The organism is Alteromonas gracilis (assembly GCF_002993325.1).
GTDB classification, from domain to species: Bacteria; Pseudomonadota; Gammaproteobacteria; order Enterobacterales; family Alteromonadaceae; genus Alteromonas; species Alteromonas gracilis.
Map to the genome: position 1 here is coordinate 103,041 of NZ_PVNO01000025.1, position 13,299 is coordinate 116,339.

A 13,299-nucleotide genomic window follows, 5' to 3' on the forward strand; every position below is an offset into this window, starting at 1 on the left:
TTATTATTATAGCTGTACTTGTCACTTTACTTGGCGATGCGCTTTTCAGGGCGCGTCTGTGAGCAGCCTTCCACTGTTTTCTTTAATGTATGTTGTGCAACGTAGCGTCGATTTGTATCAGCTAGGGGCAACAGGCGATAAGTTACAGCGGCCTAAAAACTGTTGCCACAGATTAACATGTGCTTGCATTGCCTGGCTGTATTGTTCAAAGCCTTCTTTTGCTTGGGACTCTATGTATTCTTTAAGGTCGTTATGTAACGAAGGGTCGTCAATCCACGCATCCCACAAAGGTATTAGCTTGTAGTGATATTGATTAACCAAGCTGCCTACTGGCTGTATTTGTTCGATAAAAAAGAGATAAAACACATTACGCAGTATTTCAGCTTGGTCGCTGGCTCTGCCGTTAGGGCAGCTTACTGCGGCAAGCTTTGCGGTTAATACAGGGGTAAGTTCAGACAATGCATCAGTTAGCGTTTGCTGCGTTTGCCACAGCGTGGCTGGCAAACGCGCACTGCGTATAATTTGTAATTGCTCTTCCAGTTCAGTGCTATCTATGGGGTTTTCAAAGGTTTCTGCACTGTTTAACGTATTCAGGTAAAAGAGCGCATTTATGCTTGATAACGCGTCTTTGTTGTTTTCGATAGACAGCAAGCGTTCAGGCGTATTTAGGGCCAGGCGCAACTCTTGGCTTCCCTGAATAAGATTTCCCCATGTCTTGCCGTAATCTAACGTTTTTTGTTCGCGCCAAGACGCTATTGTATTGGCGAGTTTACTGGTGGCATTGTTCTGTGTTTCCTTCAATGCTGCTTCACAGTCTCTCAACACAGTAAGCAATTTACTTTCATGAACCAACCGTTGTGAAGGTAGCTGACTTTTACCTAACGATGTATTGCGTTCAGCCACCACCGTTCCTAACTCACAATCTTGCAGCGCATAGAATTCTCGCAGGTTTATACTTATACCTTCAATATTGTGTTTAAGGGTAGCTGAGTCAGTTAATTTAGGTAATGGCTTTACAATACCTTTCTCAAATAGCGCTGGAAGAGGCATGTCGAGTACCCGAGAAACCCGTTCAGCATAGTCCTCTAAGCTGTGTTTTACGGTAGTACTGCCAAAGCAGCCTACCAGTGATAGCGCAGCAATAGTGACCGCACCCCAGCGTACTACCCCGTTACGCGCAGGCTTTTTCATGCCGATGCTCCTGTGTATAGGCTTCGTCCACCATCTACAAAAATAATCTGACCGGTGACATAAGACGCCGATATTAAAAATGAAAGCGTTTTAGCAATATCCTCAGGTTTACCTAGTTCTCCTAAGGGAATACTCGACAATAACTTGTCCTTTTCATCGTCTTCCATTTCTCTCTCTGGCCAGAGTATTGCGCCAGGGCCTATACCATTTACCCGAATATCGGGGGCTAAATCTATGGCTAGTGACTGTGTGAGCGAGGCAAGCCCCGACTTTGCCAGCAAATAAACGCTGTGTTTGGGTAATGGGCGGTCAATGTGCATGTCTACCATATTAACGATGCAGCCTTTCGCTTTTCTAAGCGCAGGGGCTAACGCTTGACATAAGAACAAAGGCCCTTTCACATTACTTCCTACCAAAGACAGCCAGTCTTCCTCTGAAATACTGCCAATTGGAGTAGGGTAAAAACTCGATGCATTGTTAACAAGTACATCCAGTTGCCCCCATACGTTTACTGCATTTTCGCTTAGGGCTTTCACATCTTCGCTATCGCACAAGTTAGCTTGCAAGCAGGTGGCAGACTCCGGGCGGATGTCATTGAGTTTTTGTGCAAGGGTGTGTGCATCGTCTTTTGAGTGACCATAGTGAATAATTACGCGAAAGCCTTCGCTGTGTAAACGCGTTGCCATGGCTGCACCAATACGCTTCGCTGCCCCGGTAATCAGTGCAACAGGGCCTGAGTCTGTCATAATTTAAGTGCTCTCTATTTCAAATTCGCGTTCGGCGGTTCTAGCGTCTTTAAGACCTGTAGATATCGTCTAAAAGCTGTTTTGCTTGTGCTATGTAATGTGCGCCGAATAATAACCCGTGATTTAAAATATGGTAAAGCTGGTAGATTGGTTTTCTTAATTGGTAATTTTTTTCGATAGGTGTGTGTGTATGGTAGCCATCAAAGAAAGGTTGGGGAAAACCTCCGAACAGCTCTGCCATGGCTAAATCGGTTTCGCCATCCCCCACATATACCGCTGGGTCAAACAAGACAGGCCCCTTGTTATTAAAACCAGCATTTCCAGCCCATAAGTCGCCGTGTAGTAGTGAAGGGTGGGGTTGATGTAGGCTAAGGAGGTTCCGTACATGAGTAACAATATCATCGATATTGCCCTCTTTTTTATCCCAAAGCCCAGCTATAGCCAGGCGCTCCAGCATACTGCCAATACGCTTTTCGGCGAAAAAGTCAGCCCAAGACGCCATTCGACCGTTAGTTTGAACGTTAGCACCAATATAGTTATCGTGAGGCCAGCCATAGCTAGTATACGCATTAAGGGCATGCAGCGACGCTAATTGCTGCCCAAGGGTGAAGTAGCTCTCGGTGCTTGGTTCAATAAATCGAATATGAGAAAGGACCAAATACTCCATGTTGGGCGTTTCGTTTTTGGTTATGCCGTGGCAAATAACACGTGGGGTAGCAATAGTTTGTGAGCTTGCTATTGCTTTAAGCCCCTCAGCTTCAAGGAATAGTTGCTGCGTATCGTCGTAGCGTCTTGTTTTAACAAAATAGCGATGCGTACTGTCTTTAATAATAAAACTGTCGTGGGTATCGCCGCCGCTTACCCGTTCGGCTTTCTGGCAGCTAAAAAACTGCTGAGTCTCGTCTGAAATATGCTCGCTAATAAAATGCCACATATAAACGCTCTGTACGCTATGTTTTGAAAAAGTTGAGCTTGCTGCTTAATCCGGTTTCACTATATCCGATTTCACTAACCTTACTTTTATGCGCTGTGACGTCCATCTCACAATAGGTGCGACTGCGAGGCTTGTACAATCGACAACTAAAAAATCATCAAATAAGAGCAGCCTCACGAAGACCTATCGCATTTACGTCAAGTATGGGATAAGAAAACGATAAATGCACAAATCCTAATTCAAAATAATTAATTTAAAGACCGAACACCCATTATTTGGTCAAGAACGGCTTTTGAATATTGAAGTTGAACCTACACTAGTTATAATCCACCCCTTGCTTTTACAAAGAGCAATGTACGGGTGCCATTGCGCACGCTTAAATTTTTCAAAAAGATGCATGTGGCGCAGAGTAGGCGTCACCACTGTAAAGGAATTAAAATGCCTGTAATTACCCTTCCTGATGGAAGCCAACGCGCTTTCGATAACGCTGTTTCTGTACTAGATGTTGCGAACGATATTGGCCCTGGTTTAGCCAAAGCAACCATTGCAGGAAAAGTAAACGGCGAACTAGTCGACGCCGTCGATATGATTGACGCAGACGCGCAGCTTCAAATTATCACTGCAAAAGATGATGAAGGTTTAGAAATTCTTCGTCACAGCTGTGCGCACTTGTTAGGCCACGCTATCAAACAACTTTGGCCTAACACCAAAATGGCTATCGGCCCTGTTATCGACAACGGTTTCTATTACGACGTTGATATGGAAGAAAGCCTGACCCAGGAAGATTTAGCCAAATTAGAAAAGCGTATGCTTGAATTGGCTAAAACCAATTACGACGTGGTTAAAAACAAAGTAAGCTGGCAAGAAGCCCGCGATGCGTTTGAAGCGCGCGGTGAAAGCTACAAAATGGAAATTCTTGATGAAAACATCAGTAAGGACGACCGCCCAGCACTTTATCACCACGAAGAATATACAGATATGTGTCGCGGCCCGCACGTGCCGAACATGAAGTTCTGTCACCACTTCAAACTAATGAAAGTGGCAGGCGCTTACTGGCGTGGCGACAGCGACAATAAAATGCTACAGCGTATCTACGGTACGGCATGGGCTGATAAAAAGCAGCTTAAATCTTACCTGCAGCGCTTAGAAGAAGCGGAAAAGCGCGACCACCGTAAAATTGGTAAAGCACTTAACCTTTTCCATTGGCAAGAAGAAGCCCCTGGCATGGTGTTCTGGCACAACGATGGTTGGTCGATTTACACCGAACTAGAAAGCTATGTGCGTAAGAAGCTACGCGAATACGGCTACGACGAAGTAAAGGGCCCATTAATGATGGACCGTTCGCTTTGGGAAAAATCAGGTCACTGGGACAAGTACGCTGAGAACATGTTCACAACTGAATCTGAAAAGCGGGAATATGCCGTTAAGCCAATGAACTGCCCGGGTCACGTACAAATCTTCAACCAAGGTTTGAAATCGTACCGCGACTTACCGCTTCGTATGGCTGAATTTGGCTGCTGTCACCGAAATGAACCATCGGGTGCGCTTCACGGTCTTATGCGTGTTCGTGGCTTTACCCAAGACGATGCTCATATTTTTTGTACAGAAGAACAGATCCTAGATGAGGTAAGTGGCTGTATTAAAATGGTGTATGAGACATACGCTGCGTTTGGTTTTGAAAATATCAAAGTTAAATTATCAACTCGCCCAGAAAAGCGTGTAGGTGCTGACGAGATATGGGATAAATCAGAAGCTGCGCTAGCGGATGCACTTAAAGCCAACAATATCGAGTTCGACTATCAACCTGGTGAAGGTGCGTTCTACGGCCCTAAAATTGAATTTACACTGCACGATTGCTTAGACCGTGCATGGCAGTGCGGTACGGTACAGCTTGATTTTTCAATGCCGGGTCGCTTAGGCTCTACCTACGTTGCTGAAGATGGCGAGCGCAAAGTGCCGGTAATGATTCACCGTGCTATTTTGGGTTCACTAGAGCGTTTTATCGGTATCTTAACCGAAGAATTCGCAGGCTTCTTCCCACTGTGGTTGGCACCTCAGCAAGTTGTGGTAATGAACATTACCGACAAACAAGCTGAATATGCATCAGATTGTGTAAAAAAACTGCATGATTTAGGGTTTAGAGCAAAGTCTGACTTGCGAAATGAGAAGATCGGCTTTAAAATCCGCGAGCACACATTGAAGCGTATTCCATATATGCTAGTGGTAGGCGATAAAGAAATGGAAGCGGGTGAAGTAGCAGTACGCTCTCGCCGCGGTGACGACCTAGGCAAAATGCGCCTGGAAGACTTTATTGCCATGGCTCAACAAGAAGTTGTAGAAAAGACAATTAAATAGTTGAGCATTTTGTGTATAATGCACAACACGGTGTCTGCTTTTGGTTTTACTTTCCGATTCATAAGAATCACCCAAAAGCAGACAGAAGAATTAAATGTTTGGAGGAATAGCACATTAAAGGCGCTAACAATAAGGCTCAGGGCGACAAAGCCCGCATTAACGATGAGATTAAAGCCAGAGAAGTAAGATTAATTGGCAAAGACGGTGAACAGGTTGGTGTGGTTTCGCTAGCAGATGCTACGCGTGCCGCTGAAGAAGCGAGCCTAGATCTAGTAGAAATCAGTCCGAATGCCGAGCCGCCAGTCTGTAAAGTTATGGACTATGGCAAATTCCTCTTCGAAAAAAGTAAAGCTCAAAAAGAGCAGAAGAAAAAACAGAAGCAAATTCAGGTCAAGGAGATTAAATTTCGCCCTGGCACTGATGAAGGCGATTACCAGGTCAAACTGCGCAACCTGCGTCGCTTTCTTGAAGGTGGTGATAAAGCCAAAGTTACGATCCGTTTCCGCGGACGTGAAATGGCGCACCAAGACATCGGTATCGACTTACTAAACCGCGTTAAAACGGATTTAGAAGAAGTCGCTACATGCGAGTCTTTCCCACGTCGTGTGGAAGGCCGTCAGATGATTATGGTGCTAGCCCCAAATAAGAAGTAGTAACGGTCTAAAGTTTTAAGGAATCTGCACCCTTAAACACCTTGCTGCTAAACATTAACCGGTATGACGTGACTGCAACACAATAAATACCGATATTAACAATGCGGAGTTTTAGCAATGCCTAAAATGAAAACTGTAAGCGGTGCCGCCAAGCGTTTTAAGAAAACGGGTTCTGGCCGCTTTAAAAGCAAACAGTCTCACTTACGTCACATTCTGACTAAGAAGAGCTCTAAGCGTAAACGTCACCTTCGTGGCAAAAAACTGGTTCATGACTCTGATACCAAATTGGTTCAGCGCATGTTGCCTTACGTATAAGACTTAGGAGACTGATTAATGGCTAGAGTTAAACGCGGCACTATCGCACGTGCTCGTCACAAAAAAGTCCTCAAGCAGGCAAAAGGTTATTACGGTGCACGTTCACGTGTATATCGCGTAGCGGTACAAGCTGTAACTAAAGCTGGTCAATATGCTTACCGTGACCGTCGTCAGCGCAAGCGTCAATTCCGTCAACTATGGATTGCACGTATCAATGCTGCTGCTCGTCAAAATGGTATGTCATACAGCCGTTTCATTAACGGTTTGAAGAAAGCGTCTGTTGAAATCGATCGTAAGATCCTTGCCGACATCGCAGTACATGACAAAGCAGCTTTCAGCGCACTAGTCGAAGCGGCTAAAGGCGCATTAGCTTAATTATTAACTAATTAAGTTTAAGTTCTTTCGGAAAAAGGCGAGCAGGATGCTCGCCTTTTTTCGTTTTTGGGGTTTAGACTTCGGTTTTATCACAGTTAGTCTAGCTGTTTCACTAGGTACTTCTAATATCCACTCAGTAAAGCTCTACATTAAAGCGTACCTGCTTTAGCCTTGATTTAAATCGCCAAGACATAGTTTGAAAGTGCAGGAAGGTGCTTCTTCATGTGGGATCTTAAACACAAAAAAGCAGAGCCAGAGCTCTGCTTGTATTCGTAAACTTAGCGCATAGATAATGCGTTTATTTTTTCTCTATACGGCCGTAGCGGTCCGAAAATCTAACGATGTCATCTTCGCCTAAATAAGCGCCTGATTGCACCTCTATAAGCTCTAGAGGGATTTTTCCGGGGTTTTCTAATGCGTGTACAGCACCAATTGGGATGTAAACAGACTCGTTTTCTGTAACTAGCTGAGTATTATCGTTAATAGTAACGTTGGCACTGCCAGATACCACAATCCAGTGTTCGGCACGATGTACTGCATTATCTTATTTACGATTATAAAAAAAGCGGCTTGCAGCCGCTTTTGTAAAACTTTAATGAACGTTATCAATAGGCGTTCTTATTAATAAAGCCATTGAAAACGGTCATAAATACAATTTTGATATCAAACCAAATAGACCAGCGGTGTATGTAATCTAGGTCGTATTCTACGCGCTGTACCATTTTATTAGTCGTCTCAGTTTCACCACGCAGGCCATTTACTTGTGCCCAACCTGTAATTCCTGGCTTAACCTTGTGGCGTAACATGTAGCCAGTAATGATCTTACGGTATTCCTCGTTGTGCGCCACAGCGTGAGGCCGAGGCCCAACAATTGACATGCGGCCTTGCAGAACATTGATAAACTGAGGTAGCTCATCTAACGATGTTCGTCTTAAGAAACCACCAATCTTAGTTAAACGCGCATCGTTTTTCGTGGCTTGCTTCACAACGGCGCCATTATCTTGCGTGGTCATAGACCGGAATTTATAAACCGTAATTTGTTTACCATCTAATCCATAACGCTTTTGTTTGAAAATTACGGGCCCCTTGGACGTAAGCTTAACAGCAGCGGCTATAGCTAACATCGGAACGGATATAAGCATTAAAATGACTATGCTCAAAATAACATCTTCTAAACGCTTAAGTACGTCACTTGCGCCCTGGAATGGTGTATCGTATACACTTAGTGCTTGCACGTTGCCTACCGTTTGCCAGCGAGCATTTAGTAAGTTGTACATGAAGAAGTTTGGAATAACATAAACGTTTGCCGTAGTATCACTACACTGCTCTAAAATCGTGCGGATTCTGTTTTCTGCACTCATTGGTAGCGCAATATAGATATAATCAACTTCGTTACGCTTTGCCATTTCTATCGCCGCTTCAATATTACCTAAAACCGCCCCTTGCATTTCGTGTGGCAGACGCTCTGGCTCACGGTCATCAAATAGACCGTTGAATTTAATACCTAAATGTTCATTTTGCTGTATCTGAAGTGCGACATTCGCACCAAGTTGAGTAGCGCCAATAATAATAGAGCGACGTGAGTTCAAACCACTTTTACGAATGCGAAAAAGAAACTTACGCATCACAAATCGCCACATAATAAGAATAACGAACGAAGACGCAAACCAAAGGAGTATGGCTGGTGGAGGAGTCTGAATTTCTTGAACGAAAAAATAGCCCAGGGTCATTGTGCCTAAAATACTCAGTGCCCACGTTATCGCGGCTGCGCGCAGCATTTCTTGTGTTCCGTGGCCACGCCATGAACGGTAAAGCTCCACACCTTCTGCAGAAATCTGGAAGCATATAACGTTAACAAACAGAAGGATGAGGCTTGTGGTATCAATCTGTGTACCATAATAGGCAGCACATGAATAATAAAGGATAGTGACCAATGAAAGGTCAATTAGCCTATATATGGTTGAGAAACCACTTTGGTTACGTACAACTAACCCGCCATTGGTATTGGGTTCTACCGGATGAGCCTTAAGTACTTTGTTAGATTCTACTCTATTGTCCATTTAGGTAATCTCTAGATGAAAGTGATGTCTGTAGCGAATGCAATTGGCTGTATGAAAAAGCCAAGCCTTATGTGTAGAAAACAGTAAAGACAATTTCTAACTATAATGCGTAAGCAAAATTGGTGCCCAAAAAATTATTTAAAAAGTTATTCCAGATTAGAATTAAAAGTTTTGGTGACTTTTTGACTGTATCTAGATTAATGGTATTTCGCTGCATGATAACAGTATTCTATTCACATTGTAATTTTATTACAAAATCTAATTTATTTCGTACTAATTTGGTGCAAAACGAGTAGAATGTTAATCTAATGCTTTCAATATTGTCTCAAATGCGATTGTACACACCATAGTTTAATTAGTAGACACATTGATGAAACAATACGTCGGTATTATATGGTATTTAAGGCTATCTAACGTGGTGTGTAGGGCTTGTTCTCTAGGAGTTATCAAGATTTACTTTATGTCATTCTACTTATATTAGGCGCACCTTTTAAAAGCGGCATACCTATTGCTGGATAAAAGCAGTTTTTAACAGTTTCGGTAATAATCACCAATTTATTGTAAAAAATGGACACGTTTAAGAAGAATGTGTACACAGCGAGTTATCGCGTTTGAAAGAATATATACAAAATTCATTGCATCATTGTACGAAAGGTCATCGAAGGAAGGGAAAAACATGATTAAAAGGACCAAAAGCATTATAGCGCTGTCGGTAATTTGCGCCACTCCAACCCTATATGCACAGGAGGCCGGTCGGATTCAAGCTGGGCAATTCGATTTAATTCCATCATTTTCATCGTCGATGGCGTATGTCGACAATGTTGCAAATGCCCGAGATAATCAGAGCAAAATCTACAGCTGGCGGACAACACTTTCTCCAGAATTAATTGCTGCCACAGAGGTTGACGGAAACCCAGTTCAAGTAGGTTATAGATTAGAACGAGGCGTTTACTTTTCTAGCAGCAACGACGATTATACTGATCACTTTGTAGAAGCGTCGGGTGACTTTGAGTTAAATAGCCGTCATCGCATCAGCGCACTTGCACAATATGAAGACGGTCACGAAGATCGTGGAACGGGGTTCTCAATTGGTTCAGGCCTCGAGATTACGACACCTGATACCTATAAAAGTAGTAACCTGTCTGCTGAATACAGCTACGGCGCAGCCACTACAGATGGCATGTTAACATTTAAGGCTCGTCGCCAAACTCTAGACTACGATAGAACCGAAGATGCCTACATCATTCGTGACCGCGCGAAAAATATGATTGGCGCTGAATTTGGTTACCAGATTGGTGCTGCAACAAGCATGGTTGTTGATGTAACTAAGACTTTCGTAAAATATGACGAACAACTTGATCTAGTGACTCGAGACAACGATGAAACACGAGTTTTAGTAGGTGTTGTTTGGGAAAGTACTGCAGCAACTACGGGCTTTGCGAAGGTAGGTTATAAAGAAAAAGATTTTGATAATGAAGCTCGTGGTACTTTCTATGGTACAGACTGGGAGGTAGGTATTGACTGGCAACCTGTCAGCTATTCAACTGTAAGAATTTCTACCAGCGCTGATACATTTGAAACTAACGGTGAAGGTGACTTTATTCGCGGTCAAAATTATAGTGTGCGATGGAACCATGACTGGTTAGAAAGGGTCAGCACCTCTTTTAGTGTTACGCAGCAAAATGACGAATATGTATTCAACGAGTTAGATATCGTTAACAGGGACGACGAATTAATGAACTACTCGGCAGCGCTAAATTACCAAGCGCGTAGATGGTTAAAATTCAGCACATTTTATCAGTACACAGACAGAGATAGTAACAGAGATACTATCGGGTACGACAGAAGTGAAGTTGGTCTAACAGTAGAGGTAACGCTGTGAAGCAAAAAGCAGTTAGCTTATTTTCATTAATTTTCTTACTTTTTGGTTCGTTACAAATTATGGCCCAAGAGGGCAATTTAAGTATGAGCCAATATCAACTGGGCTCTGGCGATAGAATTCAAATAAGCGTTTTTGGGCAAGATGACCTGTCAATGGAAGTACGCTTACCTGACGTTGGTACTATTAACTATCCGTTCTTAGGTGAAATCAAACTTGTGGGTATGACTGCTGCAGAAGTTGAGCAGCTCATCTACGATGGGCTACTAGGGGATTACCTTGTAAATCCGTCAGTATCTGTGGCTATTGTAGAATATCGTCCGTTCTTTATAGACGGCGAAGTTAAACGCCCAGGTGGCTATGCCTATCAACCTGGGCTTTCGGTAAACAAAGCCGCTGCCCTAGCTGGCGGTTATACGGAGCGTGCTGCACGGGATAAAATTACCATTATTCGTGAAAAAAACGGTCAAACGAATGAGTTTACTGTGACAGTTAGCGACATGATTCAACCTGGTGACATTATCACCATTAATCAACGTTTCTTCTAAATTACGTAGCGTGCAGGAATAAAAATGGCAGTAAATAGCAGGGAAGAGCTTAATGCAGGTGTGTTTGAAAATGAAACCATCGACATAGCTCACTATTTAGGAATTATTAAGCGTTACGCGTTTCGAATTGTTTCACTCGCACTCGCTTTTACCATATTAGTGGCGTTGCTAGTTATGCGAATGACGCCCATGTTCACCTCAACAACAACAATCTTAGTAGAGGCAGATAAGGCAAATGTTGTTTCAATTGAGGAGGTCTATGGCTTAGATACAAAGCGTAAAGACTATATGCAAACTCAATTTGAGATTTTGCAATCTAGACAAATTGCCGAACGAACTGTTGAGAGTTTGTCACTTTACAACAACGAAGAATTTATGCCGAAAGATGAAGAGCCTTCTTTCGTTGACGACTTAAAAGCAAATCTTATTGAAGCCTTGCCGTTTCTTCCCCAAGAAGAGCCTAAAGAGCTCACGGAAGAACAAATTCTTGCCGCGAAAAAGCGCAAAGCAACTTCTATGTTAATGAGCGCGCTTACAGTTGAGATGGTGGACAATACGCAGTTGATGAGAATTACTGTCACTACCGAATCGCCGACGCTTTCAGCCGAGTTAGCTAACGCGGTAGCCGATGTTTATATTGAAAATTATCTGCAAGCAAAACTGGATATGACGGCAAAAGCCACCTCTTTTCTTACTGAAAGTCTTGAGGGGCTTAAGCAAAAATTAGATGTAGCAGAGCGTAACTTAGCTAAATTCTACGAAGAAAACCAAGTTGTAAACATAGATGGTGTTGTTGGTTTAGCTTCAGAAGAACTTGAGCAATTAAGTAAGCAATTGCTAGACGCACAAACGTCACTCAAGCTAAATGCAGTAATTTACAAACAAACTCGAAACGATGTTTCATTAGATGACATTGCTCGTTTACCCGAAGTGCTTAATCACCCTACGATAAGAGACGTTCGTCGTGACGAAGCTAAAGCTATGACCCGTGTTAGTGAACTAAGTAACGTATACGGCCCGAAACATCCTCGGATGATTGCGGCAAATGCAGAGCTATCTTCTATCAGAGAAACATTAAACGGCCAAATACGAGACTTGATCACAAGTATTACAACTCAATATGAAGTGTCTGAAGACAGAGTAACGCAGCTCGAAAAAGAAGTTTCTCGTGCAAAAGCAGAATTCCGTGGTTTATCAGAACTTGATAATCAGCGTAAAGGCCTTCAGCGTGAAGTGGATATAAACCAACAGCTTTATAATTCATTTTTCACTCGTTTAAAAGAAACTGACGAGTTAGGTGGTTTTGAATCTGCTAATGCACGTGTATTAGATTCTGCCTTGCCAAAATATGTACCTTCGAAACCTAATAAAAAGTTGTTAATTGGAGCTGCATTTGTATTCAGTATTGGTTTTGGCGTGTTTCTCGCGATTGCTATGGAAACACTTAACAGCGGAATTCGCTCAGTTGAAGACGTGGAGCGCAAGCTTGGTCAACGTATGTTGGGTCTTATTCCATGGCTACCACATAAGAAAAAGACCGACTTGCCTGTTCGTTCATTTTTCGACGGTAAAAAGCATCAGTTTGCCGAGTCTGTGCGTACACTACGAACCAGTTTGTCGTTACTTAATTTAGATAAAGAACAACAAGCAATAATGGTAACCTCAAGTGTACCTAAAGAGGGTAAAACAACGGTTTCTATTAACTTGGCGTTTGCGTTAGGCCAGTTGGATAAAACTATCCTTATCGATGCAGACTTACGTCGCCCTAGTGTAGGGAAGCAATTCAACATTCCGAACTATCAGCCGGGCGTTGCCAACCTTATTTTGAAGTCTCATACCTTTGATGAGTGTTTGGTAAGAGATGAAGAATCCAAAATCGATATTCTATCTGCGGGTACTATTCCTTCTAACCCGCAGGAGCTATTGTCTGATAAAGGTTTCAACGAACTTATTGAGCAACTAAAAACGCAATATAAGTATGTAGTGATTGATACCGCACCAACTCAAGCGGTTAGCGATTCTATGGTTATTGCTAACTCTTGCGACTCGGTTATTTACGTTGTGCGAGCTGACAGTACCAGCGAAAAGCTAATCAACAATGGGTTGTCTCGCTTCTTACAAGTAGGTCATCGTCTTGATGGTGTAGTACTAAATCAAGTAGACTTACGCAAATCAGGGGCAGCACAAAGGTACGCTGGGTTTTATGATCAATATGGGTATACCAGTCATAAAAACAGCTAACA

At 42.9% G+C, this 13,299-nt stretch carries 11 protein-coding genes and 1 pseudogene; 7 read left to right on the forward strand and 5 right to left on the reverse strand.

Annotation, left to right across the window (positions count from 1 at the left end; all coding sequences use genetic code 11):
- Positions 1-117 precede the first annotated feature (117 nt).
- The 3 genes from C6Y39_RS09015 to C6Y39_RS09025 are packed head-to-tail and all read right to left on the reverse strand — an operon-like array spanning position 118 to position 2,871.
- The gene (locus C6Y39_RS09015; protein ID WP_105930952.1) at positions 118-1,191 is read right to left on the reverse strand and encodes a DUF3080 family protein; all 1,074 of its coding nucleotides are present in this window, start codon (positions 1,189-1,191) and stop codon (positions 118-120) included.
- Positions 1,188-1,937 (reverse strand): pteridine reductase, encoded by a 750-nt coding sequence (locus C6Y39_RS09020; RefSeq protein WP_105930953.1) that lies wholly within the window; start codon positions 1,935-1,937, stop codon positions 1,188-1,190. The genes C6Y39_RS09015 and C6Y39_RS09020 overlap by 4 nt, the downstream gene beginning before the upstream one ends.
- A gap of 49 nt (positions 1,938-1,986) precedes the next feature.
- A complete protein-coding gene (locus tag C6Y39_RS09025; protein WP_105930954.1) occupies positions 1,987-2,871 on the reverse strand; it encodes a fructosamine kinase family protein in 885 nt (294 codons plus the stop codon).
- 438 nt (positions 2,872-3,309) lie between these two features.
- On the opposite strand from C6Y39_RS09025, the gene thrS reads away from it, so the two are divergent.
- From thrS to rplT, 4 genes are all read left to right on the forward strand, one after another.
- A complete protein-coding gene (thrS, locus tag C6Y39_RS09030) occupies positions 3,310-5,226 on the forward strand; it encodes a threonine--tRNA ligase (protein ID WP_105930955.1) in 1,917 nt (638 codons plus the stop codon).
- Between the two features lie 113 nt (positions 5,227-5,339).
- On the forward strand, positions 5,340-5,879 hold the full coding sequence (gene infC / locus C6Y39_RS09035; RefSeq protein WP_105930956.1) for a translation initiation factor IF-3: 540 nt from the start codon (positions 5,340-5,342) through the stop codon (positions 5,877-5,879).
- A gap of 117 nt (positions 5,880-5,996) precedes the next feature.
- Positions 5,997-6,194, forward strand: coding sequence for a 50S ribosomal protein L35 (rpmI, locus tag C6Y39_RS09040; protein ID WP_012518091.1), 198 nt, complete (start codon positions 5,997-5,999; stop codon positions 6,192-6,194).
- 18 nt (positions 6,195-6,212) lie between these two features.
- On the forward strand, positions 6,213-6,569 hold the full coding sequence (gene rplT, locus C6Y39_RS09045; protein WP_012518092.1) for a 50S ribosomal protein L20: 357 nt from the start codon (positions 6,213-6,215) through the stop codon (positions 6,567-6,569).
- Between the two features lie 298 nt (positions 6,570-6,867).
- Here rplT and C6Y39_RS09050 read toward each other — a convergent pair.
- A pseudogene (locus C6Y39_RS09050) lies at positions 6,868-7,101 on the reverse strand (cupin domain-containing protein); the annotation flags it as partial.
- 73 nt (positions 7,102-7,174) lie between these two features.
- Positions 7,175-8,629, reverse strand: coding sequence for an undecaprenyl-phosphate glucose phosphotransferase (locus tag C6Y39_RS09055; RefSeq protein WP_105930957.1), 1,455 nt, complete (start codon positions 8,627-8,629; stop codon positions 7,175-7,177).
- A 676-nt stretch (positions 8,630-9,305) separates the two neighbouring features.
- Between C6Y39_RS09055 and C6Y39_RS09060 the strand changes: the two genes are divergently transcribed.
- The 3 genes from C6Y39_RS09060 to C6Y39_RS09070 are packed head-to-tail and all read left to right on the forward strand — an operon-like array spanning position 9,306 to position 13,297.
- Entirely contained in the window at positions 9,306-10,511 is a 1,206-nt protein-coding gene (locus tag C6Y39_RS09060) for an outer membrane beta-barrel protein (protein ID WP_105930958.1), read from the forward strand.
- Positions 10,512-10,570: 59 nt separating this feature from the next.
- Entirely contained in the window at positions 10,571-11,056 is a 486-nt protein-coding gene (locus tag C6Y39_RS09065) for a polysaccharide biosynthesis/export family protein (protein ID WP_167390650.1), read from the forward strand.
- Between the two features lie 24 nt (positions 11,057-11,080).
- Complete coding sequence (locus C6Y39_RS09070; RefSeq protein ID WP_105930959.1) at positions 11,081-13,297, forward strand: GumC family protein; 2,217 nt, start codon at positions 11,081-11,083, stop codon at positions 13,295-13,297.
- Positions 13,298-13,299 lie beyond the last annotated feature (2 nt).